The sequence below is a fragment of the Mongoliibacter ruber genome, assembly GCF_003003005.1.
Taxonomy (GTDB): domain Bacteria; phylum Bacteroidota; class Bacteroidia; order Cytophagales; family Cyclobacteriaceae; genus Mongoliibacter; species Mongoliibacter ruber.
This window is the reverse complement of the sequence record NZ_PVTR01000003.1, coordinates 424,056-449,501: the sequence shown is the minus strand read 5'-3', so window position 1 is coordinate 449,501 and position 25,446 is coordinate 424,056. Positions and strand designations below refer to the sequence as shown.

Here is a 25,446-nt window from a genome sequence, read left to right as displayed (position 1 = left end):
TTGAATTTATTCAAATACTCGTTTGTAAAACCATGTGTTATCATTGAGAGAAAACCCTAAACTAAAGTTTACATAATTTTCTCTTATCAATCCATTTTCAGTGGTGCCGCGGGTTCCAAGTTTGATGGCGAAGTTTGTCAAAGATAAACTGTTTATAGGAACCGATCCTCCAAAATTAATGCCAACATCCTGCACTTGGATACTTGACAGCACGTAAGGAGTTTGCTGATATTCCAGCCCAAATCTGTAAGTAGTTCTTTTGAGCAAATTATCGACAGCTCCAAAATCCGGAGTAATTTGACCACCTAATGCCACCTTGAAGGAATCTCCCAACTCACCTGTATTGCCATCAAAGGACCGGAATCCGCTCAATTGTTGGTATTGACCTTCAAGGCCAATTACAAATTTATTAATTTTTTCGAAAGATATCCCAAAACCTATATTATTAGGCACATAAACACTCCCTGGAATGTTGTCACTTATGACTTCTCCATCTGAATCGGGTCTGCTAGCTTCTCCAAAATTGCCTGTCTTAGCAAATTCTTTTCCATTAATATTTCCAAATGCCTGATAAATGGCACCGATATGAACATTGTGCTTACTTCCTGCACGGAAAAAATAATGTGCTCCACCTTTAATAGCAAAGTCACTCACACTGAATCTTTGGTATAATTCTGAAGAAATTCCTATAGGTGCTCCTGTTTCGTCCAAAAGCGTAAGTTGATTGGTTCTGATGGTAGATCCAAAAAGATAAGAACCGTGAACCCCTAAACTTAGGTTTTTTGCAACTATAAAACCTGTAGAAAGGTATGCTTCGGAAATCCCCCCTACACCATCAATTCTATTGAGAGAGTTGAAGTCAGTACCTGCAACTTGCCCGGAAACCAGCAAGTTGTAATTTACACTGGTAAGCTGATTGATCCCCATGCCGATTGATGATTTACCTGAATTGATAGGTAATGACATCAATACATAGGAAAGGCCTCCACCATCAGCCAATTCAGAGATTTCGCCTGAATTTACGTTAATGCGCTCATAATTGAAGGCTGCCTGAAAATTGAAAATCGTGTTTCGGGTAGAAAGGGCCGGATTCATATAGTTGACAGACCATCCCGTACCAAAACTGATACCCAATCCTCCCATACCTTGGTTGGTGGTCAGACCGGAGTTGTTGAAATCACCAATACCTAAAGCACTGTATGTAGAGGCACTTGATTGGGAGTAAACTTCTGAAAATATGAAAAATGAGCAAAACGCGCTCAATAATTTTATCCTAGTGGAGATTGACATTGTAGCTTAGAATTCTGTTTAGGCCATAAAGGACTAAATTTTGGATTACAAATATGTGGTCTTTTGTTAAGCTTTCAAAAACTTTTGAATCGCCGCCACAAATAATGACCTTCAAATCATCATACTTGGCACTGTATGCTTGAATATATCCTTCAATTTCGTGAAGAATGCCATGATAAACACCACTTTGCATGCATGAAATAGTAGTGTTTCCGGTGAGTTCCGGAGTAGTTGCACCCTCTAATGCAGCCATTGGCAACCTTGCCGTTTGCTCATGCATTGCTCTGAACCTCATTTTCAACCCAGGAGAAATAGCTCCTCCAAGGTACCTGTTCTCTGCGTCCAATATTTCATAGGTTATACAACTACCCATATCAACTGTCAAGATCGCGCCATTGCCTATAGTAGCTCTTGCACCAATTACCGCCGCTTTTCTATCAACCCCTAGTGTCTCAGGGGTCTTATACATATTGGTTATAGGAATTGGTGTGCTTTTATTCAAATAAAGAAAATCAAATTCTAGCAACTCTTGAAGTTCAATTTCAGAATACTTCACCGAGCTGATAATTGCATTTCTGAAATGTAATTCTTTACTGTATTTGAGAAAATCTTTGATATCCTCAAATGGAGTTTCATTAATTAAGACATCATTATCAAAAACCGCAGTTTTGATTCTGGTATTGCCTATATCTACGACTAGATTACTCAAATTATATGTGTTGTTAGACAAATGGTTTTTTGTCATGAGCGAAAATACAGATTTTAACCATCTGTGATTTTTGCTTAAATTAAATTTAACTTTAGAGTTGTGTATTTAACAAAATTTAACCCAAATCAATGAAAGATTCCTACAATGTCATAGGTCTTATGTCAGGTACTTCCGGTGATGGATTGGATATTGCCTATTGTACTTTTGAAAAACGAGCCAATTGGAGTTTTGAAATCATCCACGGTGAAACGGTACCTTTTCCCGAAAAAATGGGAAAGGACTTACAATATTCCCATGAACTAGACAGCCTGTCTTTGGCGCTTTTGGATGTGTCGTTTGGTAAATGGATGGGAGAAGAAGTCAGAAAAGTGGTGGATAAACTAGCAATTGAAGTTGATGCGGTTTGTTCACATGGACACACTGTGTTTCACCAACCACAAAATGGACTTAGTCTTCAAATTGGAAATGGATGGGCAATGCATCAGGCTGCTGCACTTCCTGTAATCAATGACTTCAGGATGTTGGACGTACAGTTGGGTGGACAAGGTGCCCCCTTGGTGCCGATTGGTGATCAGCTGCTTTTTGGAGAGATGGATTACTGCATTAATCTTGGAGGAATTGCCAATATCAGCATGGAAAAGGGAGACCAAAGGTTGGCTTTTGACATATGCCCATTTAATTTGTTGTTGAACCGATACGCTGGAGCTTTCGGAAAGCCATATGATGAGGATGGTCTTATCGCCAAAAAAGGCAAGGTATTAGAAAATGTGCTTGACCAATTGAATAGACTTTCCTATTATCAAAAACAGGGAGCCAAATCATTAGGGAGGGAGGACCTGGATGTGTACTTTGAACTACTGGAGAGGAGTAAAGAAAACGCCCCCGAAGATATTATGAGGACTTTAGTTGAGCATTATGTGGTACAAATCATGGCCGTCCTTTCATCTTCTAAATCACGTAAAAAATCCATTTTGATAACTGGAGGAGGAGCTTTCAATAAATTTTTTATAGAAAGATTAGGGTCTTCTATTGAGCAATATTTTGAAATAGAAAAGGTTGATGAAAGCATTGTAAATTTCAAAGAAGCCTTGATTTTTGGGTTTTTAGGGGTGTTGCGCATGAGAGGAGAAAATAATTGCCTTTCCTCGGTGACAGGTGCAAAAAGAGACAATTGCGGAGGGACTGCGTACGGACTATGACAGTCGGTTCTTTCTGGAGTCTTTTATTTTCATATTTTTGCCAGTACTAAACCCAAATATGTTTTATGAAAGAATTATTGAAAAAGTTTGAAAACAAACAACCGGAAATAGTTTTTGAATGGAGTGACCATGAGACTGAAGCCGAAGGTTGGGTTGTGATCAATTCCCTAAGAGGCGGAGCTGCAGGTGGAGGCACCCGTATGCGCAAAGGCTTAGACAAAAGAGAGGTTGAATCCTTGGCGAAAACTATGGAAGTCAAATTTACGGTTTCTGGTCCTGCCATAGGCGGTGCTAAATCAGGGATTAATTTTGATCCAAATGACCCTAGAAAGGAAGAAGTATTGAAACGCTGGTACAAGGCTGTGATGCCTTTGCTCAAAAATTACTATGGAACAGGTGGAGACTTGAACGTAGACGAAATCCATGAAGTAATCCCGATTACTGAGACATATGGCCTTTGGCATCCACAGGAAGGGATAGTAAACGGGCATTTTCACGCTACAGAACCACAAAAAATCCGTAAAATCGGACAACTTAGACAAGGTGTCTCCAAAGTATTGGAAGATCCGCAGTATACTCCTAATGGCGTGAAAAAATATACAGTGGCTGACATGATTACTGGTTTTGGAGTTGCAGAGGCAGTGAGGCATTTTTACAAAATATGGGGAGGTAATCTAAAAGGTAAAAGAGCTGTCATTCAAGGATGGGGCAATGTAGGTGCGGCAGCAGCTTGTTTCTTAGCTGTGGAAGGAGTGAAAATCGTAGGAATTATTGATAGGGAAGGTGGACTGATTAAGGAAGATGGTTTTTCTTTGGATCAAATAAGGGAGCTCTTTGTAAAAAGAGATGGTAATAAACTTGTAGCCGATAATTTAATTCCTTTCGATGAAATGAATCAGAGAGTTTGGGATCTGAAAAGCGAGATTTTCATTCCGGCGGCATCTTCAAGACTTATCACCAAAGAACAAGCTGAAAAAATGGTAAGATCAGGCTTGGAAGTTATCTCCTGTGGAGCTAATGTTCCATTTGCCGATCCGGAGATATTTCTAGGACCAACCGGTGTTTGGGTTGACGACAATGTAGCTGTATTACCAGATTTTATAGCCAATTGTGGAATGGCCAGAGTTTTTGCATATTTGATGTCAGGCAATGCGGAAGTCACTGATGACGCTATTTTCAAAGATGTGAGCAAGACAATTTCAAAAGCGTTAAAGAAATCCTTTGCCAAAAGCCAAGAAAAGACAAAAATTGCACAAACATCATTGGAGTTGGCATTGAAACAACTTGTATAAGAATAAAACCAATCATCAGCCGGGGTGAAATGTTATAAAACAATTCGTCTCGGCGTGATTATTTTATATGGTTGTTTTCATTCAAAATAAGTAGTTTAGCAAAAAAAACTTCAAATATGTACCTTTCTGAGGCTTATATTATGAGTTTTTTACCTCCAAACCTGTTGAAGAATTAGTTTAATTTTAGCTAAATGAAGAATTTAATCGCTGTTTTTGCATTGTTTTTAGGACTGACCTTTATGGTAAATGTCTCCGAAGCCAGAGCACAAGCTGATAACCAGACAGAGCAAGTTGATACCACTGCACAAAGTGATAAGATTACCAGTGTTGCAGCTCATATACAAGATGGGCATGAACATGGTATAGCTCCCTTATGGTTGGTTATTCCTTTTGTGGCCCTCTTGCTTATGATCGCTACAGGCCCTCTGTTTTACGAGCATTTTTGGCATCATAACTATCCCAAAATTGCCGTGGGGCTTGCCATCATAGTGATATCCTATTACCTCTTTATACTTCATAACGTTCATGGCCCTGTACATGCTTTAGCAGAATATGTGCAGTTTATTGCCTTGTTGGCCTCTCTGTATATTGCTTCAGGTGGGATTTTGATTGAAATTGATAAGAAAGCCACTCCAATGGCCAATGTTACCATTCTTCTGATCGGTGCAGTGATATCCAATCTTATCGGAACCACTGGCGCCTCAATGCTGCTTATCAGACCATTTATAAGACTTAATAAGGGGAATATTCAGCCTTATCACATCATATTCTTCATCTTTATGGTAAGTAATATTGGTGGTTCATTGACCCCTATTGGGGATCCTCCTCTATTTCTTGGCTTCCTGAAAGGTGTACCGTTTTTCTGGACATTAGAATTCAACTGGCCTGCCTGGGTCATTGCCTTGGTGATTTTGGCTGTGATATTCTTCTTTATTGATAGAAAATACGGTCGTGCAAAAGAAGAAGAGCTGGAAGAAACAAATTATACCAACAAGTTTGAGTTAATTGGCTCCAGAAATTTCCTTTGGTTACTTATTGTTATTCTTTCTGTTTTCTTAGATCCCAATGTGATTGATTGGGTTCCTGCAATCAGGTATGACGGACAGAAGTTTTCTTTCCTTAGAGAGATCATCATGCTTTCTGTGGCGTATTTTAGTTACAGGTTTGCAGACCAAAAAGCCATCAAAGGCAATGAATTTAACTTTGAACCGATTCGTGAAGTAGCATTTATTTTCATTGGTATATTCGGTACCATGATGCCAGCTTTGGAGCTGGTTGGCAACTTTGCCAAATCACCTGAAGGGGCAGAATTGATAACCCATAACACTTTATATTGGGGTACAGGTATCCTTTCAGGATTCTTAGACAATGCTCCTACTTACCTTAACTTCCTTGCAGCTGCAATGGCTTCACAAGGGGCGGAAATCAGTAATATTGAAAATGTTAGAGATTTTGCTTTGAATAATTATGATGATTCTGCCTTTGAATTGATGGCTATTTCAATAGCAGCTGTATTCTTTGGTGCGATGACTTATATCGGTAATGGTCCTAATTTTATGGTGAAATCTATTGCTGAGCAAAGCGGTATCAAGATGCCTTCTTTCTTTGGATATGTCATCAGGTTCTCTATCCCTATACTGTTGCCTGTTTTGATCATTACGTGGCTAATATTCTTCGCATTCGTGTAGAATAGCACCTACATCTTATTGGTGAAAAACATTTGAGGCTCTAAATTAGGGCCTCTTTTTTATGTATATCCGCTTTCATATCGGCAAAAACTATACAATTAAATTAACCTGTGATTTCGTACTGTTATCAGAAAAAAAACTTGTCCTTGATGGTTCTGGCTCGCCTTCCAGAGTCCAGTTCTTCATTAGTATCTGTCTGCTGAAAAACCATTGTTAAATTGATTAGCGGCATGATTGCAGATCATCATTTAGGCTTAATTGGAAATTAAAGTGGCAATGAATTTTTACCCCTCATCATTCTTATATTTTTAAGAATCAGAAAATGCAAAGTAATGAGAATGACATCAAATGCTACTTCTTTCTAGATGCAGGGAAAAAACTTATACTTTAGACTTGTAGCCCACCTTGAAACATCGGGGCAGCTTTTCTCAGGAGATAGAGATCAGCGTGAAGTTTGTATTTTCGGCATGACGCTCTCAGATGGGCCTTCACAAAAATATTCCCCAGAAGCCTTCCAAAAAGTGTAGAATGGCTGCTGGGGAATCAAATGTAAAATATGAAGCACCAAAAGATTTTATTTACTGCACCTAAATCATTGATGTATCGGCCAATTTATTCAAAGACAGAGGCAGAAATGATCAATTTGTTGGGTTTAGAAAAAACAACCTCTTGGGTATTTTCTATAGAAAATTGGTCTAGCTCTCCATATTCAGAGTGGAAAATCATTACCCCTCTTGTTTCTGAAGAGTAAAATGGGTTTTCAGTTCTAGAGCGAAAACTTATTTCTTTGACTTTGTCTTCATTGAATTTCACCACTATTCTTTTGATCTTCCCTTTTTCACCTTCTTTCAATTCATGAATGAGAGCTGACTCACTTCTTTCCGAATGATAGGACTGAGCCAATGCAGGTCTGTTGATATCTGCTTCAAGAAAGAAGCTTAACTCTTTTAGCCAGTCTTCGGTCGTAGGTTTTGTCGTGACGCGCTCTTTTTCACCATTGATATTTACTTCTTTGATGAGGTTTTTGCCTTCAGCTTTTTCTGCCACTACCTCTACAAATTCCTGAATAGGAAAATATGCAGGCTGATTGTTTAGGCCTTCATCTGAAATATTCGAACAGCCCCACAACAAGAAAGGCAGGATAATACTGCATTTTAAATATTTCAATTTCATATTGAATGAAGATAGTAATGGTTTGATTTTAATTATTTAAGGAGAACTTCACCTGTCATTTCACTTGGAATTTCTATGCCCATCAATTTTAGGATTGTTGGTGCCAAATCTCCCAGTTTACCGTCTTTGACATGCAATACATCAGTGCCGTCTACCATGATCATAGGAACAAGGTTGGTAGTATGAGCAGTGTTTGGCGTGCCATCCTCATTGATCATCATGTCGCTATTGCCATGGTCTGCAATTACTATGGTAGTGTAACCGCTTTCAAGCGCTTGTTCGATCACCTGCTGAGCACATTTATCTACGGCTTCGCAAGCTTTGACGGCAGCATCAAACACACCTGTATGCCCCACCATATCTGCATTGGCAAAATTTAGACATACAAAGTCCACTTCCTTCTTTTTCAATTCCACATTTATTTTAGAGGAAATTTCAAAAGCACTCATCTCTGGCTTTAAGTCATAAGTAGCCACTTTGGGAGAAGGGCAGAGGATCCTGCTTTCGCCTTCAAACTCCCTTTCTCTTCCTCCCGAAAAGAAAAAAGTTACGTGAGGATATTTTTCTGTTTCTGCTATTCTGATCTGCTTCTTATTGTTCCTTTCCAGCACTTCTCCAATGGTATTGTTTAGGTTGTCTTTTTCAAAAAGCACCTTCACATCACTGAAAGTCTCATCATAAGCTGTAAAAGTCACATAATGAAGTTTTAGCTTTTTCATGTGGTAATCCACAAAATCTGATTGGGTCAGGACTTCAGTAATCTCTCGGCCCCTATCTGTACGGAAATTGAAATTAATTACGACATCTCCTTCCTCAATCACGGCCATGGGACTATTGTCCTCATTCATTTGTATGATGGGTCTTATGAATTCGTCTGTGACGTCATTGGAGTATGATTTAGTAATAGAGGCAATGATGTCCTTTGATTTCTCTCCTTCTCCTTTTACCATTGCATCGTAGGCGAGCTTCACTCTTTCCCATCTTTTGTCTCTGTCCATTGCGTAGTAGCGTCCCACTACAGATGCAATTTTTCCTACTGAGGTTTTGAGATGCTCGTTCAAGTCTTTCAAGTAAAGGACACCGCCTTTAGGGTCTGTATCTCTTCCGTCCGTAAATGCATGGATGAAGGCTTCTGTGATACCATTGGCTTTTGCAGCATCGCAAAGTCCCTTTAAATGACCTATATGTGCATGAACTCCACCGTCTGAAACAAGACCTATGAAATGAACCTTTTTGCCTGAAGTCTTTGCGTATTCGAAAGCATTCATCAGAACTGGGTGTGTATTGAGTTCGCCGTCAATAACGGCCTTATTTACCTTCACAAGGTCTTGATATACTACTCTACCCGCTCCAATGTTCATGTGGCCAACTTCTGAATTGCCCATCTGTCCTTCAGGAAGGCCAACCGCAAGACCGGAAGCGTCCAATCTAGAATGCGGGTATTTATGATAAAGGCTATCAATAAATGGAGTTTGCGCCTTGTCAATAGCCGAAACAGTCGGGTTTGTCGCAATACCCCATCCATCCAAAATCATTAGAATTACTTTCTTTTTCATCTCTCCAATCATGCTGAGTGTAAAAATTAAATTTAATCAGCCGTAAAAATGCTTATTCTTTGTCAAGTGCACAAAATATGGACGACTTAAATTCTGAGGCTAATATATATTTCGGTCACTTTATTTACCATTCGGTGCAGTTTTGGGTTAAAACTACATTTATAGCATTTCTGGCTTAATATTTGTTTTTCCAGCAACTTGTGAAAAAAGTGATTTCGATATTGTCTGCATTAATAATGATATGTACCCTTGCTGTTGCGGGTTTGGAATATCATTCCACGGACAATATAGATGACATTGCGTCTACGTTCAAGTATGGGTCAAGTAAGGATCTTGCAAAATTTTTTGATCAAGGAATCGATATCAACATTTCAGGAAATCAAGGAGATTACTCTAAAAGTCAGGCTGAATTGGTAATGAGGGATTTTTTTAAAAAATTCCCTCCCAATGATTTTTCCATAGTACACAAAGGAAATGGCTCAGACCAAATCATCAATTATATAGGCACTTACAGTTCTGATAGTTCGGAATTCAGGGTTTTCATAAGAGGTAAAAAGGATGAAACCAATATCCGGATTTACAGTCTGGACATCGTCAAGGTGTAAGTAAATCTTAGAAGCTGTGAATATTTTTTTAATTTTACTGAGTGAAAAATATACCCTACCTCAGTACAAAATCTGTAAATGATTTTATAAAACTAGCCATCTTGGAAGATGTTGGTCCTGGAGACTATTCTAGCCTTGGATCAATCCCACAGGACCAAGTCGGTCAGGCCAAACTTTTGATCAAGGAATCAGGTGTAATTGCCGGTCTGGAATTGGCGAAAATGATTTTCGAAAATTATGATCCAGCACTTAAAGTAAATATCCTGCTTGAGGATGGTGTAGAAGTCAGTGAAGGTGATATTGGCCTGACTGTCGAAGGTTCTGCCATCTCGATCCTCAGCACAGAAAGGCTGGTACTCAATTGCATGCAACGCATGAGTGGGATAGCTACAAAAACCCGGAGATTGAGTCAACTGATAGCCCACACCAAAGCCAAATTGATGGATACCAGAAAAACCACTCCCAACTTTAGGATGATGGAAAAATGGGCAGTCGTGTTAGGTGGAGGTTTGAATCACCGTTTTGCCCTTTATGATATGGTAATGTTGAAAGATAACCACGTGGATTTTTCAGGAGGTATTGCAAATGCCATTAACAATACCAGAAAATTTTTAAAAGAAAATAAGCTGGACCTAAAAATAGAAATAGAGACCAGAAACTTAGACGAAGTACAACAAGTGCTTGATAATGGGGGTGTAGATTTTATCATGCTGGATAATATGGACTATGATACCATGAGAAAAGCGGTTGAGATGGTTAATGGCCTCTATCCTTTGGAAGCCTCAGGGGGAATTACAGAATATAATTTAAAGGAGGTTGCAGAGTGTGGTGTAGACTATATTTCGGTAGGTGCCCTGACCCATCAGGTTAAAAGTCTTGATATTAGCTTAAAAGCTTTCTAAAAATAAAGCCCTGTTTGTAGATTCAAACAGGGCTTTTATCAATCATATTTTTATTGTCAGTCTTTTGATGCAAAATCAGGATATGCGTGCATACTATGTTCATTGATGTCAAGCCCCTCCAACTCCTCACGCTCATCAACTCTGATACCAATACTCCTTTTCATACTGAAGAAAATCAACCAGCTGGTTGCAAAGCAAAATGCGCCAACTACAGCAATCCCCAATAACTGAGAAAGTACTTGACTCATACTAGCCAGATCACCAAAAAGACCTACGGCCAATGTTCCCCAGATACCACCTAATAAGTGAACGGAAATAGCTCCTACTGGATCATCAATCCTGATTTTGTCAAATAAGATCACACCAAACACAACAATAATTCCTCCTATAAATCCGATAATAGCAGCTTCACCTGGACCCATAAGGTCGGCGCCAGCTGTGATTCCTACTAGTCCTGCAAGTATACCATTGAGCACCATGGTGATGTCATAGGTTTTGAACTTCCAAGAAGAAGCAAATAAAGCCCCAAATGCACCTGCTGCACCGGCAAGGGCAGTAGTGACGAATACCCTGGAAACATCACCTGGATCCGCGGATAATACCGAGCCTCCATTGAAACCAAACCAGCCAAACCACAATAGAAAGACACCGATGGTAGCCATTGGAATACTGTGCCCAGGAATAGCTTTCATGCCTTTTTCTGTATATTTGCCAAGTCTAGGACCTAACAGAAATGCTCCTACCAAAGCTCCCCAGCCACCTACAGAATGCACTATAGTGGAACCGGCAAAGTCATAAAAAGGAGTTTCCAAGCTGTCAAGGAATCCGCCTCCCCATTTCCACATACCGACTATTGGGTAACAGATGCCCACATATAATATGGAAAAGAAAATAAATGGACCAAGCTTGATTCTTTCGGCTACTGCTCCCGATACTATGGTAGCCGCTGTAGCGGCAAACATGGCCTGGAAAATAAAGTCCGTATAAAAAGTAAAGCCTTCGTTGTAAGTGGAAGTGTCCCATCCCTCCGGCAAACTTAATCCTATGCCGGAAAGCCCGAAGAAACTCCCTACAAATGCATCACCAGGATACATCAAGTTAAATCCTACAAAAGCATATGTTAAAAGACCTATGGCAGGAATGATTGTGTTTTTAAATAAAATATTGACAGTATTCTTGGCTCTTGTAAGCCCGGCCTCCAATGCTGCGAACCCAAGGTGCATGATAAACACCAATATGGTCGCTACCAGCACCCAGAGGTTGTTGATGGTAAATATTTCTTGATTCATAGGTTTGAATAGGTTAGAATTCTTTGAGAAATGGATTTTTGGTAGACTAATACAAATTAATTCTTGATAGAGGTGTTAAAAGAAACTTATAATGCGTCTTCTCCCTTGTCACTGTTTCTTATCCTGTAAGCATCAAGTGCTTCGTAAATGAAGATTTTACCGTCTCCTACATGGCTTGTCCTGCCATTGTCCAGAATGCATTTGACCACTCCGTCTACCAAGGCATCAGGCACGACTACTTCGATTTTTGTTCTGGGAATGTAAGCAGGTTCATAAGCGACACCCCTGTAGGTTTGAGATTTTGCAGGCTCCCTTCCCATTCCCTTCACTTCGTAAGTGGTTAGGAATTTCACACCTAATGAAAGCAGACATTCATGAATCTCCTCAAATTTTGATGTTCTAATAATTGCTTCGATTTTTTTCATTTTAGTCAATGATATGAATGGTTTAATAGGTTTTTTGCGCTAATCTAAAGCAAATTTTGAAAAAAAAGTAATTACAGTTTAAAAAATAACGAGTTTGGGTAAAAAAATGTAAATATTTGCTCAATAAGGGTCTTTTTGGAGCCAATAAAATTTCATTATGGTATAAATTGATAGAAATTGCCTTAAAAAATAAGCTTAGTTTGCTTTTAGGTAAGTTTTAGTGGCTGAGTAATTAAAAATCAAATTAATGTCTTTGCTTTCTTTGTATCAAAAGGGAAAGACCTAAATTTGAGACATTAAAACATTAAACTTGAAGATGAATAACAAACCAACACTTTTAGTATTAGCAGCCGGAATGGGCAGCAGGTATGGAGGAAATAAGCAGATTGATGGCTTTGGTCCCAATGGCGAGACAATTTTGGAATATTCCATTTATGATGCCATAAGGGCAGGATTTGGGAAGGTAGTTTTGATCGTAAGAGAAGAAATCCTTCAAGACGCAAAAGATTTGATACTACCCAAGGTAGAAGGGAAGATCGAAGTTGATTTTGTGCTTCAGTCCATCAAAAGCTTTGTGCCTGAGGCCTATCAAAACCCTGCTCGTGTTAAACCATATGGCACAGCTCATGCAGTTCTCTGCGCCAAGGATGCTATTGCAGAACCCTTTGCAGTTATCAATGCAGATGATTTTTATGGAAAAGAAGCATTTGAAGTATTGGGTAAATTCTTAAGTAATGGTGTGCAGCCTAATTTACATGCTATGGTAGGTTATGCAATTGAACATGTACTTTCTGCAAATGGGACTGTATCGAGAGGTGTATGTGATATGAATGAGGCCAATCAGCTTGTAGGTATGGTAGAAAGGACCTCAATAGCCAGAGAGAATGGAAAAATAATCTCTAAAGGAGAGGGAGAAGTCTTTGAAGTAAAAGAGGGTACTCCTGTTTCAATGAATTTTTGGGGATTCCACCACGCTGTTTTTGGAGATATCCAAAGAATGTGGGATGAGTTTCTGCCAGCCAATCAGGAAAACCTCAAATCGGAATTTTACATTCCAAGTGTTGCCAATAATCTGATTCAGGAGGGTAAAGCCGCGTTTGAGATTTTGGAAGGTGGTAAAACATGGTTTGGAGTCACATACACAGAGGACAAACCTGTAGTGATCGATTCCTTGAAAAAGTTGCATGAAACAGGTGAGTATCCTGAGAATCTTTGGATGTAAGAAAAGAAGAAGGGGCTGTCTTTTTATCGATAGCCCCTTCTCTTTATTATTTAGGGATTTTTTACTTTATGACTGGTCAATGGTTGAGTAAGTGTCAATTTGCAATGAATTTAATTTTTTATCTAAAAACGATTTAATTAATTTTATCAAACATTAGCATCAATAAACTACTCATTATCTAACTTCCTATCATGAAAAGACTCTTTTTTTCTACTTCCCAATTTCTTCCTGGAATAGGTTTGGCTTTATTGCGTATCGGTGCTGCATTGATGATGTTGACCCATGGATGGGCAAAAATTGCGAATTTCAGTAATAACCTGACCACCTTTAGAGATCCGATAGGGCTTGGTCCTGCGGTATCTTTGCAGTTGGCTATTTTTGCAGAGTTCTTTTGTGCAATACTTTTGGCTTTGGGGTTTTTGACAAGATTGTCACTTGTTCCAATGATTATCACAATGGCTGTAGCCGCATTTATTGCACATGCTGATGATCCGTTTGCGACAAAAGAGAAAAGTTTGTTGTTTTTGCTGATTTTTATTGTGCTGTTGTTTTTGGGGCCAGGTAGATATTCTGTAGATGCTCAAATCAAAAAGGGAAGGAATTATTAACTCCAGTCAGTAACTTCTCCCTCTTCTATTAAGAAAAACCTACAATCAGCATCCATTGAAGCCAGGATCCCTTGGGATCTTTCAGGGCGCGCATCTGAGATAAATAGTTGTCCAAATTCGTGGTCTGCCACCAATTTCATCAACCTTTCGATCCGGTTGTCATCAAGTTTGTCAAAAATATCATCCAAAAGCAAAATTGGTTTGGTGTTGAGATGCTTGAAAAAAACCATGAACTGAGCTAGTTTCAAGGCAATGACAAAGGATTTTTGCTGTCCTTGAGAACCGAATTTTTTGATCGGGTATTCGGAAATTTGAAAGACGAAATCATCTTTATGAATTCCCATTGTGCTTCGTCTAAGTATGAAGTCTTTTTGCTCGTTTGCCTTAAATGTGGATTCAAATCCATCTTCAAGGCATTGAGTTTCATATTGTATGCTGATTTTTTCCTGATCACCGGAAATGGTTTTGTAGTATTCAATCAAAAGTGGTTCATATTCTTTAAGAAAATCATGACGCATGCGTGCAATGCTTTTTGAAAGCTGCATGATTTCCCTTGTATAGGGTTCTATCAATTCGGCGTTCCAGCGGCCTTTTTCAGCAAATTGCTTGATCAGAGCATTTCTTTGTTTCAGGAAATGTGTGTAGCGAATCAAGTCTTCTAAGTATTTACGGTTGAGTTGACATAGCATGTTATCGAAAAACTTCCGGCGTTCTTCGCTGCCATCTTTTATCAGGGAAGTGTCATCAGGAGCAATCATCACCACAGGCAACAAGCCGATATGCTCACTCATTTTATCATAAGCCTTGCCATTTTGGATGAGCTGTTTTTTCTTGCCCGATTCGAATATGCACTTGATTTCAATTTCTTTCCCATGAAGGTCAAAATCGCCAAACACCGTAAAAAAATCTTTTTGATGTTTAATGTTGAGATTGTCTACAGGGTTGAGCGCACTTTTGGTCAGGCAGAGATAATGTATCGCATCGAGGAGGTTAGTTTTGCCACTTCCATTGATGCCAACAAAACAATTTATTTCCTCAGAAAAATGGACCGATGCCTTATTGTAATTCTTAAACTGATGAAGGCGGATATTTTTGAGGTGCATGTTGGGTATTCTGAAGGGTTTTTGACTATTTTCGCAATCGGCCTTAAAATTCGACCCATTTGCTTATATTTGAGGCCTAATTTAGCATATTTTATAACAATCGATATGGCGAAAAAGACTACTGCCAGTAAGGCAAAAGCAAAATATTCAAAAGAAACCTACACATTCTGGTATGAAAGCATGCTGTTGATGAGGCGATTTGAGGAAAAAGCCGGACAACTTTATGGACAGCAAAAAATAAGAGGATTTTGTCACTTATATATAGGTCAAGAGGCGTGTGCTTCCGGTGCAATCTCTGCATTGGAAAAAGATGATAAGTGGATTACCGCTTACAGAGATCACGCTCATCCACTTGGTTTAGGTACAGATCCGGGAGCTATCATGGCGGAACTTTACGGAAAAGCTACAGGCACCACAAAAGGTAAAGGTGGTTCTATGCATATTTTCGACAAGGAAAGGAATTTTATGGGTGGCCATGGTATCGTTGGTGCTCAAGTTCCAATGGGTCTAGGAATTGGTTTCGCTGAAAAATATAAAGGCACCAAAAATCTTTGTATATGTTACATGGGAGATGGTGCGGTAAGACAAGGTGCTGTTCATGAGGCACTTAATCTTGCTATGCTTTACAAAACTCCAGTGATATTTGTTATCGAAAACAATGGTTATGCCATGGGTACTTCTGTAGCAAGGACATCCAACGTCACGGAACTGTATACAATAGGAGAATCTTATGATATGCCTTCTTTCCCTGTAGATGGGATGAATGTAGAAGCAGTACATGAGGCTGTGGCAGAAGCTGCTGATCGTGCTAGAAAGGGAGATGGTCCAACTCTATTAGAATTCAGAACATACAGATACAAAGGACACTCTATGTCAGATCCTCAGAAATACAGGACAAGAGAAGAGGTTGAAGAATACAAAATGCGTGATCCTGTAGAACAGGTTAAAAAAACCATTCTGGATAACAATATCCTTACAGAAGAGGAAATCTCCAAGATTGATGAGAAAGTGAAAAAACAAGTGGCTGAAGCAGTAAAATTTGCTGAAGAGTCCCCTTGGCCTGATGGAGAGAATGCTTTCAAAGATGTCTACATGCAGGAAGATTATCCTTTTGTAATGGAATAAATATGAAACACTGTAAGTCAGCCATGAATGTCATGTAGACATTCATGGTTGATTTTTTTATTGGTGTTTGTGAATTAAGTAAAAGCTTTATATTTGCGGCTGCAAAAAAAATTAAAATGGCGAAGAAAAATCAAAAAAAGGCTCCTGAAGTAGAATACGAACTTTTGGAAAAACCAGAAGAGATAGCCGGAAGGTTAGAAAGAGGAGAAGCCTTTGTTAAAAAGAACTCAAAAATATTTGGTGGAATATTGGTTGCCGGTATCTTACTGATTGCTGCCGTACTATATTTTCAAATAGATAAACAAAATAAGGACAAAAAAGCCCAAGCTGAAATGTTTCAGGCAGTCTATTATTTTGAGCAGGATAGCACGGACTATGCCTTGAACGGTGATGGGTCAAACGCTGGCTTTTTGAAAATAGTAGACCAATATAGTGGAACTAATTCAGCAAATTTGGCTCATTTTTATATTGGTTCAATTTACCTTTCTGAAGGTAACCACCAAAAGGCTGTTGATCACTTGAAGAAATTCTCAGCTGGTGACTATTTTGTTCAAGCAAGAGCTTTTGCCTTGCTTGGAGATGCTTATATGGAATTGGGAAATACCAAAGAGGCTATATCTAATTACAAAAAAGCAGTTGACCATAAAGAAAATAAGCATTTTGCTCCTAGGTATTTGAGCAAATTGGCCATCGCTTATGAAGAAGCAGGTGAGCTTGACAATGCTATCAAAACATGGGGAACTATTGAAGATAAGTATTTCGAATCTTTCGAATTTACTAACGCACGAAAGCATAAAGCGCGCTTGGAAGGTCTTGCCTCTAAGTAATGCTTTTGACGTGTAAAGCATTTTATAAAGAGTAAGACCCTGATGGTCTTACTCTTTTTTTATTTACAGAAATCAAAAAAACAAATCCTATGGCGACTTCATTAAAAAGCCTGAGCCAGTATTCAGATAAAAACATACTGGATATGTCTGAAAAAAAATTCGGCATAGTTGTGTCCGAATGGAATGACCAAGTAACAGAATCTCTCTTTTCAGGGGCTGTAGATACGCTACTCAAACACGGTGTAAAAAAAGAAAATATCTTCAGGAAAAATGTTCCGGGATCATTTGAGCTTACTCTTGGAGCTCAATTTTTAGCTGAAATAGAAGAAATCGATGCAGTCATTTGTCTTGGTTGTGTGATTCAAGGCGAGACAAGGCATTTTGATTTTATCTGTGATGCCGTGGCCCATGGAATTACCAATGTTGGGTTGAAATTCAACAAACCAGTCATTTTCGGTGTTCTTACGCCCGATACTCTTCAACAAGCTTTGGATAGGGCTGGAGGTAAGCATGGCAATAAAGGCGATGAAGCTGCTATTACAGCTGTGAAGATGCTTGGATTCTAATTAGAAGCAAGAGAGAAAAAGCGAAAGGGGGTGACCTTTGAGCCCCGATAGTTATCGGGGTCCACTTCCTCAAAGGTCTAAGATAAAATGGGGCAAAATCATTAAGAAAACAAGACCTGAGAAACGCGAGTCGAGAAAGTCTAATATCTGCCTGCCGTCAGGTGTGTCTCGCTTCTTATCTTTTAATAAAACTCAAACCTACCATACAATATGAAAATCATGAAGTTTGGGGGCACCTCCGTAGGTAAACCCGAAAGAATGCACCAAGTGAAAGACCTGATTACAAGAGACAGTCAGAAAAAGATTGTGGTTCTCTCAGCGCTATCAGGAACAACAAATGCTCTTGTTGGAATTGGTGATGCATTGGCAGAAGCCAATAAAGAATTGGCCAAAGAGAGAATAGATGCGCTGCATAAGCACTACTTAACTTTCTACAAAGAATTGCTTAAAACTGATGGAGCAAGGACAAAAGCTGAAAAAATCATAAAAGAGCATTTTGAGTTTTTGAACATCATCCTAAAAATATCCTTCAATGAGGCAATCAACAGGGATATCCTCGCTCAAGGAGAATTGCTTTCTACCAAATTGTTTTACACACTTTTGCAAGAGCTTGATGTTCCAGCTGTATTTCTTCCCGCTCTGGACTTTATGAGCATTGATGAAAATAACGAACCTGAGCTTCATAAAATCTCTGAAAAAATAAAAGTAATCTTATCCAATTATCCGGATGATAGGATTTTTATTACTCAGGGCTATATCTGTAAAAATCACCGCAATGAGGTAGATAACCTTAAGAGAGGAGGCTCAGATTATTCCGCTTCTCTTATCGGTGCAGCTATAAGCGCTGAGGTGGTGGAAATTTGGACAGATATAGATGGCATGCACAACAATGACCCTCGGGTAGTTGACAAGACCAGGCCCATAGCCCAATTGTCATTTGACGAAGCGGCAGAGTTGGCTTACTTTGGTGCCAAAATCTTACATCCTGCTTCAATATGGCCAGCGCAGCAATATAATATTCCCGTCAAATTGCTCAATACGATGGAACCTGATGCGGCTGGTACCACCATTACCGCAAAAGAGCAAGGGGCTGGTGTAAAAGCTTTGGCGGCCAAAGATGGTATTACAGCAATAAAAATCAAGTCTAGCAGGATGTTATTGGCCTATGGTTTTTTGAGGAAGGTGTTTGAAGTTTTCGAGAAGTACAAGACTTCCATAGACATGATTACTACTTCTGAAGTAGCTGTTTCTTTGACTATTGATGACCTCAGCCATATAAAGGAAATAGTGAAAGAACTTGAGGTGTATGGGACTGTCGAGGTGGATAACAACCAGACTATCATCTCCATCGTTGGCAATATGATCGCTGAGTCAAAAGGCTCAGTAGCTCAAATAATGAACTGCTTACAAGACTACCCATTGAGAATGGTTTCTTATGGAGGAAGTAGGCATAACGTCTCTTTATTGTTGGATGCAAAGTATAAAAATGATGCTTTAAGGAGTCTGAATAATGGACTTTTTGAGTGGAATTGATTGGCATATTATTCAATAATATCAAAACTCCGGACCCGAAGGTCTGGAGTTTTTTTTATAGCCTTGACATCCAGCGGGCAAGGATTACATCGTGCACAAGGTAAGCTTCCTCGTCAACGATAACCATCTCTAGCTTTTGAACCACTATAAGCACCCTCTACCTCTTATTCTTCTTTTATAACTGACTTGAAGTTTGCGTCATCATCTTTTCTTAACTTAATTTTCGTAATATATTTAAGCATCACTGAGAAAATTGCTTTGTAATTCCCCCAATGATGTAATTCGTTTGGTTAGTATTCTTCTTTTTGACCAAATTTGAGCATGAAAACTATTTTATGCCTTTTGTTTGGGTTTTTATTGGGTATACCTCTAATGGCCCAGGATAACTATCAGACATTATTTGAAAGTACGCAGGGAAAAGAAACGCCTGTCTATGAAGAGGTCATCCAGTATTTCAAAGATCTTTCGGATGATTTTGATCATGTCAAAGTAGTGGAAATGGGAATAACAGATTCTGGTCATCCTATTCACCTTGTTTTGTTAGATCATGAACAGATTTTTGATCCCAAAAAGTGGCACGAAGCAAAAAGACCTATTTGGTTTATCAATAATGGCATTCATCCAGGAGAGCCGGATGGTATAGATGCCTCTATGATGTTTTTAAGAGATATTCTCTTGGGAAAGCAGCAATTGGATGAAAATATAGCGCTTGCCATTGTTCCTGTTTACAACATAGGAGGGCATCTTAATAGAGGTTCCTTTAGCCGTGTCAACCAAAATGGACCTGATGCTTTTGGATTTAGAGGAAATGCGAGAAATTATGACCTCAATAGGGATTTTATCAAGGCTGATACCAAAAATGCCAGGTCTTTTCAATTGATTTTCAGTTGGCTTAGGCCGCATGTGTTTGTGGATACCCACGTCAGCAATGGAGCCGATTACCAACATGTTATGACGCTGATTTCTACTCAGCATGATAGGCTTGGAGGTGAAGCGGGTAGCTATCTGCATGAAAAACTTAATCCGAGCCTGTATTCGAAAATGAAGGAGAAAGATTTCCCAATGGTTCCTTATGTCAATGCCTGGGGAGGTAAGCCTGAAGATGGATGGGCTCAGTTCAAAGACAATGGACGATATAGTAGCGGTTACGCAGCTCTTTTTAGTACTTTGAGCTTTATGCCCGAAACCCATATGCTTAAGCCTTATGATCAACGTGTTTTGTCTACCTACAAGCTTTTGGAATCCTTCGCAGAAGTGTTGAACCAAGAAGGCAACGAAATTGTCGAAAAAGTGAATGGAGATAGGGAAAGGAGACGCGCACAGGAGATTTTTGAATTGAATCATATATTAAATCGTGAAAAAAGTAACACCATTACTTTTATGGGTTATGAGTCAGGGCAAAAGCCTTCCGATATCTCAGGTCTGCCAAGATTGTATTATGATAGGGAAAAGCCATTTACCAAAGAAGTTAAGTTTTATGATTCTTATGAGGCAGGATTGGAAATCAAAAAGCCGATAGCTTACATCATTCCTCAAGGTTGGTATACAGTGATCGAAAACCTTCAAAGGAACGGGGTACGAATGACTGAATTAAGAAAAGACAGTGTCATGCGTGTCACTTATTATGAGATTTTGGATTTTCAGACAGCTACTAGGCCATTTGAAGGTCATTACATTCATTCCAATACCAAAGTCAAAAGGCATGAGGAGTTACACACATTTCGTAAAGGAGATTTTGTTCTGATGATGGATCAACCTGTTAATCGCTATGTGATTGAGGTATTGGAACCAGAATCTGAAGACAGTTTTTTCAATTGGAATTTTTTCGATACCGTATTGCAAGCCAAAGAGGGCTACTCTGCGTATGTCTTTGAAGACCTGGCCAATGAGTTTCTAAATGACCATCCAAGGATGAGGCAAGTTTTGGAAGAAGAAAAGGCAAAAGATGAAACACTGGCCAATAGTGCCGCAGCCCAATTAAGATGGGTATATGAAAGATCTCCGTGGAAGGAAAAAGAGCACAACAGGTACCCTGTCTACCGGCTTGAAAAATAATGACACTTTTTTGTGTCAGTTTTGTTTACCAACATGATGGAAGAAGAAGAAAATTCAAATTTTCTGGAAAGACTGCAGAAGAAATGGAATCTAAAGAGCCTGAGGCAGGTGATTTTAGTTTTGATTGTATTTGCATTTACTGGTTTCACCATACTCTTTATCAAAAAGCCAATTTTTGATTTTCTGGGTATCAGTATGGAAAGAGGTGGGTTCTGGAAAACAGTCCTTTACCTGTTATTGGTTTTGCCGCTTTACCAAATCATCTTATTGATGTGGGGCTTTATATTTGGACAGTTTTCATTTTTTTGGGAAAAAGAAAAACAATTTTTCAGAAGAATCATAGGTCGAAAGAAAAATAGGTTGTGAACAGTTAAAAAGAGCTTAGGCTAGAAAGAAGGTTCTTTTAAAAAACATGGTATAAAAAACCATGAAATAATAGCCTTTAGGGAGGCGGATTCATTAAATTTGCAGATTGGACTTAAGTGATTAGTGATAAGTAATGGCAAAAAAGAAAAGTAAAACCTTAGAGGAGCACGAAAAAAGGAAACTCAATAAACAGAATTTGAGTAAGTTGGGAGGGATTTTCAGATTTGTATTGCCATACAAACTTAACTTTTTCCTAGGTCTGCTTTTCCTGGCATTTTCAAGTTTGACGCTACTGACGTTCCCATTTGTAGCGGGAAAACTTATTGATGCAGCTTCTGGAGAGGAATGGCTTGTCTCTGGCATCAATAATATTGCATTTATACTCCTTGGGATTTTACTGATTCAGTCAATCTTTTCTTTTTTCAGAGTATGGCTTTTTGCAAAGGTCAGTGAGCGCAGTATGCGGGATATTCGGGTTGCTCTTTACCGTCAATTGGTACAATTGCCCATGACATTTTTTGATAAAAGAAGAACGGGTGAATTGATCAGCAGGATCACGGCGGATGTGAGTATGCTTCAGGAGACCTTTTCCACCACACTGGCAGAACTTTTCAGGCAGATTATTACGCTTCTTGCAGGTGTAATTTTCCTGATGGTGACTACTCCAAAATTGACCTTCTTTATGCTGGCCACATTCCCGATACTGGTTATTATCGCAATGGTTTTCGGGAAATTTATAAGAAAACTTTCCAAGCAAACTCAAGACGAATTGGCTGCGGCTAATGTAATAGTAGAGGAGACATTGCAGTCAATCATGACCGTAAAATCCTTTGCAGGAGAGGAATATGAGTCAAATCGATACAACACAGGTCTCAATAGGGTAGTAAAAGTAGCCTTGAAAGCAGCAGGTTTTAGGGGTGCATTTATTTCCTTTATCATCTTTGCCCTTTTTGGGGGAATTGTAGCGGTGATGTGGTACGGTGCTTCCTTGGTGGCTTCGGGGGACATGAGTGTTGGTGATTTGGTTTCCTTTGTACTCTACACCACTTTTATTGGTGGTTCTATAGCTGGTCTGGGAGATATTTATGGGCAGATCCAAAAGGCTATTGGTTCATCGGAAAGGGTCCTGGAAATTCTAGAGGAAACACCCGAAGAGGCCACAGCAGATTATCAAAATGTGCCTGTAGCTGGTGATATATCTTTTGAACATGTGGCGTTTTCCTACCCTACTAGGACTGAGGCTCAGGTATTGAAAGATATCAACCTGAAGATCAGAGCTGGAGAAAAAGTGGCCTTAGCCGGTCACAGTGGTGCTGGAAAATCCACTATAGTGCAATTGCTCTTGAAATTTTATGCTGTGGAGAGTGGGTTATTGACCGTAGATAATAGACCGATTTCGGATTGGAACCTCAAGCAGTTGAGATCTAGTATAGGTATAGTTCCGCAGGAAGTTTTACTTTTTGGTGGAAGTATAAGGGAAAATATAGCCTATGCCAAACCTGATGCCACAGAAGAAGAGATTATTGAAGCTGCTCAAAAAGCCAATGCTTGGCAGTTCATTTCCCAATTCCCTGAAGGATTGGAGACCAAAGTAGGTGAGCGTGGAATCAAGCTCTCTGGAGGTCAAAGGCAGCGCGTAGCTATCGCAAGGGCAATCTTAAAAGATCCTGCTATTCTGATATTGGATGAAGCTACTTCTTCTTTGGATGCTGAATCAGAATCGCTCGTTCAGGAAGCATTGGACGAATTGATGAAAAACAGAACCACAATTATCATTGCGCATAGATTGGCTACTATCCGTAAAGTTGACCGAATTTACGTCTTGCGTGAAGGGCAGATTGTAGAAGAAGGGACGCATGAGGAATTGGCGATTCAAGAAGATGGCTTTTATGCCAACTTGGTTCGGCTTCAGTTTGCTGAATAAAAAAAGATGATTTTTTTAACCCTTTAATGAGTTCAGACTCTGTTCTAATGCGATTTTTCTAAAAAGTTTGCATTGGTTTAAATCAAATTTACCAATTTCTGGTTGTGTACTTAATTACCCTAAAGTTTATAATCATATGAATACTGAAAAATTGATGGAGGCCATTCAGCCTTACAGAGATCAATTATTGAATCACCCCATCTATAAAGACATAAATTCTTTGGAAGACTTTCAGGTTTTTATGGAACAGCATGTTTTTGCAGTTTGGGATTTCATGAGTTTGCTCAAAGCCCTGCAGTTAAGATTAACAGGAATGAACTTGCCTTGGAGGCCATCTGGTGAACCTATGGTGACCCGCTTGATCAATGACATCGTAATGGCAGAAGAAAGTGATGAGGATGGAAATGGCGATTATTGTTCTCACTTTGAGTTGTATTTGAGAGCCATGCAAGAAGCGGGTGCAAGTACTTTTGCTATTGATAGGCTTCTTGAATTATTGGCAGAGGGAGAAACATTAGACTCAGCTTTAGATCAGGTCAATATCCCACAGGCAACTATAACTTTTTTGAAAACTAATTTCAAGAAAGTACTTCATGGCAAGCCTCATGAGATTGCGGCCTCCTTCACATTAGGTAGGGAAGATCTGATTCCAGATATGTTTAGAAAATTGGTGAATGACTTGATAGCTTCTAAGCCTGAAGAACTAAAGACCCTTGAATTTTATTTCGAAAGACATATTCACCTCGATGAGGACCACCATGGACCCCTGGCTTTGAGAATGCTGGAATATTTGTGTGGTGACGATGAGATCAAATGGCAGGAAACCCAAGCCGCTGCCATCGAAGCTTTAGAAGCCAGAAAAGTCCTATGGGATGGGATTCACGAGCAGATTTTGGTGGAGGTTTAAAAACCTAAATTTTAGCTAAAAGGGGAGTTGGATATTCTAACTCCCCTTTTTTTATTTAAAAGGCAACTTTGCCAAATCCACATTTCCTCCTGAGAGAATGATCCCAATTTTTTGGTTTTGAAACCTCTCTTTATTTTTCAATAGGGCTGCCAATGGAACTGCGCAACTTGGTTCAATGACAATCTTCATCCTTTCATAAATCAACCTCATGGCATCAATAATTTCTTCATCGTTTACAGTCAGAATATCATCTACATGTTGCATAATGATCTCAAAGTTGATTTTACCCAATGATGTCAGCAGTCCGTCAGCGATGGTATTGGGGCCTTGCATTGGAATGAGTTTTTTAGCTTGAAAAGAGCGGAAGGCATCATCAGCACCTGCTGGTTCACCAGCGATGACCTTAGTGTTTGGCGACAAGTAATGCGTCGTAAGGGCAGTTCCACCTAGAAGTCCGCCACCACCCACTGGCGCCATGATGGTATCAAAGGCTATCCCTTCATCCCACATTTCCAGTGCACAGGTCGCTTGGCCTTCTACCACATCGATGTTGTCATAGGGATGGATAAAAGTAGCTCCTGTTTTGGCAACTACCTCATTCAGTGTGCTTTCTCTGGCCTGAAGATTTGGTTCACATTCTATTATTTCTCCCCCATATCCTTTTACAGCTTTCTTTTTTATTTCAGGAGCATTGGAAGGCATGACGATGTAGGATGGGATTCCTGCGACTGTTGCTGCCCTTGCCAAAGCTGCAGCGTGGTTGCCACTCGAATGTGTAGCTACCCCGTTGAGCTTTTCCTCTTCTCCTAATTTGCTTACAGCATTGGCAGCACCGCGGGCTTTGAAAGCCCCGACTTTCTGAAAATTTTCGCACTTGAAAAATATTTCAGCACCTGCTATTTTGTTGATTGCCTCCGAACTCATGAGTGGTGTGCGGTGAATAAAGGATTGGATCCGATGATGGGCTTCTTGTATGTCAGCAAGGCTTGGAAAATGCATATGGATTGGTGTTTTTTTAAATCTTGTGCTAATATATAAAATTGATCCCTACGACTAGATGTCTTTTCTGAGACGAAGATATT

Annotated in this window: 23 protein-coding genes; 15 read left to right on the top strand and 8 right to left on the bottom strand. The window is 39.4% G+C overall.

Annotated elements, in window-relative coordinates; translation table 11 throughout:
* Window positions 1-6: 6 nt before the first annotated feature.
* On the bottom strand, window positions 7-1,290 hold the full coding sequence (gene bamG, locus CLW00_RS07605) for a BamG family beta-barrel-assembly machinery protein (protein ID WP_106133054.1): 1,284 nt from the start codon (window positions 1,288-1,290) through the stop codon (window positions 7-9).
* On the bottom strand, window positions 1,274-2,035 hold the full coding sequence (locus CLW00_RS07600) for a type III pantothenate kinase (protein ID WP_106133053.1): 762 nt from the start codon (window positions 2,033-2,035) through the stop codon (window positions 1,274-1,276). The genes bamG and CLW00_RS07600 overlap by 17 nt, the downstream gene beginning before the upstream one ends.
* Before the next feature lie 92 nt (window positions 2,036-2,127).
* Here CLW00_RS07600 and CLW00_RS07595 point away from each other — a divergent pair, with 92 nt between their 5' ends.
* From CLW00_RS07595 to CLW00_RS07585, 3 genes are all read left to right on the top strand, one after another.
* Complete coding sequence (locus tag CLW00_RS07595) at window positions 2,128-3,198, top strand: anhydro-N-acetylmuramic acid kinase (RefSeq protein ID WP_106133052.1); 1,071 nt, start codon at window positions 2,128-2,130, stop codon at window positions 3,196-3,198.
* Window positions 3,199-3,263: 65 nt separating this feature from the next.
* A complete protein-coding gene (locus tag CLW00_RS07590; RefSeq protein WP_106133051.1) occupies window positions 3,264-4,490 on the top strand; it encodes a Glu/Leu/Phe/Val dehydrogenase dimerization domain-containing protein in 1,227 nt (408 codons plus the stop codon).
* A 191-nt stretch (window positions 4,491-4,681) separates the two neighbouring features.
* Window positions 4,682-6,178 (top strand): sodium:proton antiporter, encoded by a 1,497-nt coding sequence (locus CLW00_RS07585; RefSeq protein WP_106133050.1) that lies wholly within the window; start codon window positions 4,682-4,684, stop codon window positions 6,176-6,178.
* 612 nt (window positions 6,179-6,790) lie between these two features.
* Here the strand turns inward: CLW00_RS07585 and CLW00_RS07580 are convergent.
* Together CLW00_RS07580 and gpmI are read right to left on the bottom strand one after the other, a co-directional pair.
* Complete coding sequence (locus CLW00_RS07580) at window positions 6,791-7,351, bottom strand: hypothetical protein (protein ID WP_106133049.1); 561 nt, start codon at window positions 7,349-7,351, stop codon at window positions 6,791-6,793.
* A 32-nt stretch (window positions 7,352-7,383) separates the two neighbouring features.
* Complete coding sequence (gpmI, locus tag CLW00_RS07575; RefSeq protein ID WP_106133088.1) at window positions 7,384-8,907, bottom strand: 2,3-bisphosphoglycerate-independent phosphoglycerate mutase; 1,524 nt, start codon at window positions 8,905-8,907, stop codon at window positions 7,384-7,386.
* Window positions 8,908-9,128: 221 nt separating this feature from the next.
* Here gpmI and CLW00_RS07570 point away from each other — a divergent pair, with 221 nt between their 5' ends.
* The gene (locus CLW00_RS07570; RefSeq protein WP_245917193.1) at window positions 9,129-9,512 is read left to right on the top strand and encodes a DUF4783 domain-containing protein; all 384 of its coding nucleotides are present in this window, start codon (window positions 9,129-9,131) and stop codon (window positions 9,510-9,512) included.
* Between the two features lie 41 nt (window positions 9,513-9,553).
* Window positions 9,554-10,414, top strand: coding sequence for a carboxylating nicotinate-nucleotide diphosphorylase (gene nadC / locus CLW00_RS07565; protein ID WP_106133047.1), 861 nt, complete (start codon window positions 9,554-9,556; stop codon window positions 10,412-10,414).
* Between the two features lie 56 nt (window positions 10,415-10,470).
* Here nadC and CLW00_RS07560 read toward each other — a convergent pair whose 3' ends face one another.
* Window positions 10,471-11,703, bottom strand: a complete 1,233-nt coding sequence (locus CLW00_RS07560) for an ammonium transporter (protein ID WP_106133046.1) — start codon at window positions 11,701-11,703, stop codon at window positions 10,471-10,473.
* An 86-nt stretch (window positions 11,704-11,789) separates the two neighbouring features.
* Window positions 11,790-12,128: a P-II family nitrogen regulator gene (locus tag CLW00_RS07555; protein WP_106133045.1), complete on the bottom strand. Its 339-nt coding sequence runs from the start codon at window positions 12,126-12,128 to the stop codon at window positions 11,790-11,792.
* 316 nt (window positions 12,129-12,444) lie between these two features.
* On the opposite strand from CLW00_RS07555, the gene CLW00_RS07550 reads away from it, so the two are divergent.
* Window positions 12,445-13,350, top strand: coding sequence for a nucleotidyltransferase family protein (locus CLW00_RS07550; protein ID WP_106133044.1), 906 nt, complete (start codon window positions 12,445-12,447; stop codon window positions 13,348-13,350).
* A gap of 191 nt (window positions 13,351-13,541) precedes the next feature.
* Window positions 13,542-13,958, top strand: coding sequence for a DoxX family protein (locus CLW00_RS07545; RefSeq protein WP_106133043.1), 417 nt, complete (start codon window positions 13,542-13,544; stop codon window positions 13,956-13,958).
* On the opposite strand, the gene recF is transcribed toward CLW00_RS07545, so the two are convergent.
* The gene (gene recF / locus CLW00_RS07540) at window positions 13,955-15,061 is read right to left on the bottom strand and encodes a DNA replication/repair protein RecF (RefSeq protein ID WP_106133042.1); all 1,107 of its coding nucleotides are present in this window, start codon (window positions 15,059-15,061) and stop codon (window positions 13,955-13,957) included. The two genes, CLW00_RS07545 and recF, sit on opposite strands and share 4 nt — an antisense overlap.
* Before the next feature lie 105 nt (window positions 15,062-15,166).
* Here recF and pdhA point away from each other — a divergent pair, with 105 nt between their 5' ends.
* From pdhA to CLW00_RS07500, 8 genes are all read left to right on the top strand, one after another.
* A complete protein-coding gene (pdhA, locus tag CLW00_RS07535; RefSeq protein WP_106133041.1) occupies window positions 15,167-16,186 on the top strand; it encodes a pyruvate dehydrogenase (acetyl-transferring) E1 component subunit alpha in 1,020 nt (339 codons plus the stop codon).
* A gap of 116 nt (window positions 16,187-16,302) precedes the next feature.
* On the top strand, window positions 16,303-17,013 hold the full coding sequence (locus CLW00_RS07530) for a tetratricopeptide repeat protein (RefSeq protein ID WP_170073183.1): 711 nt from the start codon (window positions 16,303-16,305) through the stop codon (window positions 17,011-17,013).
* Window positions 17,014-17,102: 89 nt separating this feature from the next.
* The gene (gene ribH, locus CLW00_RS07525; protein ID WP_106133039.1) at window positions 17,103-17,579 is read left to right on the top strand and encodes a 6,7-dimethyl-8-ribityllumazine synthase; all 477 of its coding nucleotides are present in this window, start codon (window positions 17,103-17,105) and stop codon (window positions 17,577-17,579) included.
* A gap of 210 nt (window positions 17,580-17,789) precedes the next feature.
* A complete protein-coding gene (locus CLW00_RS07520; RefSeq protein ID WP_106133038.1) occupies window positions 17,790-19,112 on the top strand; it encodes an aspartate kinase in 1,323 nt (440 codons plus the stop codon).
* Between the two features lie 321 nt (window positions 19,113-19,433).
* Window positions 19,434-21,167, top strand: a complete 1,734-nt coding sequence (locus CLW00_RS07515; protein ID WP_106133037.1) for a M14 family zinc carboxypeptidase — start codon at window positions 19,434-19,436, stop codon at window positions 21,165-21,167.
* A gap of 33 nt (window positions 21,168-21,200) precedes the next feature.
* Window positions 21,201-21,533: a DUF6787 family protein gene (locus tag CLW00_RS07510; protein WP_106133036.1), complete on the top strand. Its 333-nt coding sequence runs from the start codon at window positions 21,201-21,203 to the stop codon at window positions 21,531-21,533.
* A 133-nt stretch (window positions 21,534-21,666) separates the two neighbouring features.
* Window positions 21,667-23,457, top strand: a complete 1,791-nt coding sequence (locus CLW00_RS07505; protein WP_106133035.1) for an ABC transporter ATP-binding protein — start codon at window positions 21,667-21,669, stop codon at window positions 23,455-23,457.
* 136 nt (window positions 23,458-23,593) lie between these two features.
* Window positions 23,594-24,364, top strand: coding sequence for a DUF3050 domain-containing protein (locus CLW00_RS07500; protein ID WP_211300162.1), 771 nt, complete (start codon window positions 23,594-23,596; stop codon window positions 24,362-24,364).
* A gap of 51 nt (window positions 24,365-24,415) precedes the next feature.
* Here CLW00_RS07500 and CLW00_RS07495 read toward each other — a convergent pair whose 3' ends face one another.
* Window positions 24,416-25,363, bottom strand: a complete 948-nt coding sequence (locus CLW00_RS07495; protein ID WP_106133034.1) for a pyridoxal-phosphate dependent enzyme — start codon at window positions 25,361-25,363, stop codon at window positions 24,416-24,418.
* Window positions 25,364-25,446 lie beyond the last annotated feature (83 nt).

Bases quoted from the DNA above. Each gene is read 5' to 3' on its own strand.
- bamG (WP_106133054.1), bottom strand. From the start codon at position 1,290: ATGTCAATCTCCACTAGGATAAAATTATTGAGCGCGTTTTGCTCATTT.
- CLW00_RS07600 (WP_106133053.1), bottom strand. From the start codon at position 2,035: ATGACAAAAAACCATTTGTCTAACAACACATATAATTTGAGTAATCTA.
- CLW00_RS07595 (WP_106133052.1), top strand. From the start codon at position 2,128: ATGAAAGATTCCTACAATGTCATAGGTCTTATGTCAGGTACTTCCGGT.
- CLW00_RS07590 (WP_106133051.1), top strand. From the start codon at position 3,264: ATGAAAGAATTATTGAAAAAGTTTGAAAACAAACAACCGGAAATAGTT.
- CLW00_RS07585 (WP_106133050.1), top strand. From the start codon at position 4,682: ATGAAGAATTTAATCGCTGTTTTTGCATTGTTTTTAGGACTGACCTTT.
- CLW00_RS07580 (WP_106133049.1), bottom strand. From the start codon at position 7,351: ATGAAATTGAAATATTTAAAATGCAGTATTATCCTGCCTTTCTTGTTG.
- gpmI (WP_106133088.1), bottom strand. From the start codon at position 8,907: ATGAAAAAGAAAGTAATTCTAATGATTTTGGATGGATGGGGTATTGCG.
- CLW00_RS07560 (WP_106133046.1), bottom strand. From the start codon at position 11,703: ATGAATCAAGAAATATTTACCATCAACAACCTCTGGGTGCTGGTAGCG.
- CLW00_RS07555 (WP_106133045.1), bottom strand. From the start codon at position 12,128: ATGAAAAAAATCGAAGCAATTATTAGAACATCAAAATTTGAGGAGATT.
- CLW00_RS07550 (WP_106133044.1), top strand. From the start codon at position 12,445: ATGAATAACAAACCAACACTTTTAGTATTAGCAGCCGGAATGGGCAGC.
- CLW00_RS07545 (WP_106133043.1), top strand. From the start codon at position 13,542: ATGAAAAGACTCTTTTTTTCTACTTCCCAATTTCTTCCTGGAATAGGT.
- recF (WP_106133042.1), bottom strand. From the start codon at position 15,061: ATGCACCTCAAAAATATCCGCCTTCATCAGTTTAAGAATTACAATAAG.
- pdhA (WP_106133041.1), top strand. From the start codon at position 15,167: ATGGCGAAAAAGACTACTGCCAGTAAGGCAAAAGCAAAATATTCAAAA.
- CLW00_RS07530 (WP_170073183.1), top strand. From the start codon at position 16,303: ATGGCGAAGAAAAATCAAAAAAAGGCTCCTGAAGTAGAATACGAACTT.
- ribH (WP_106133039.1), top strand. From the start codon at position 17,103: ATGGCGACTTCATTAAAAAGCCTGAGCCAGTATTCAGATAAAAACATA.
- CLW00_RS07520 (WP_106133038.1), top strand. From the start codon at position 17,790: ATGAAAATCATGAAGTTTGGGGGCACCTCCGTAGGTAAACCCGAAAGA.
- CLW00_RS07515 (WP_106133037.1), top strand. From the start codon at position 19,434: ATGAAAACTATTTTATGCCTTTTGTTTGGGTTTTTATTGGGTATACCT.
- CLW00_RS07510 (WP_106133036.1), top strand. From the start codon at position 21,201: ATGATGGAAGAAGAAGAAAATTCAAATTTTCTGGAAAGACTGCAGAAG.
- CLW00_RS07505 (WP_106133035.1), top strand. From the start codon at position 21,667: ATGGCAAAAAAGAAAAGTAAAACCTTAGAGGAGCACGAAAAAAGGAAA.
- CLW00_RS07500 (WP_211300162.1), top strand. From the start codon at position 23,594: ATGAATACTGAAAAATTGATGGAGGCCATTCAGCCTTACAGAGATCAA.
- CLW00_RS07495 (WP_106133034.1), bottom strand. From the start codon at position 25,363: ATGCATTTTCCAAGCCTTGCTGACATACAAGAAGCCCATCATCGGATC.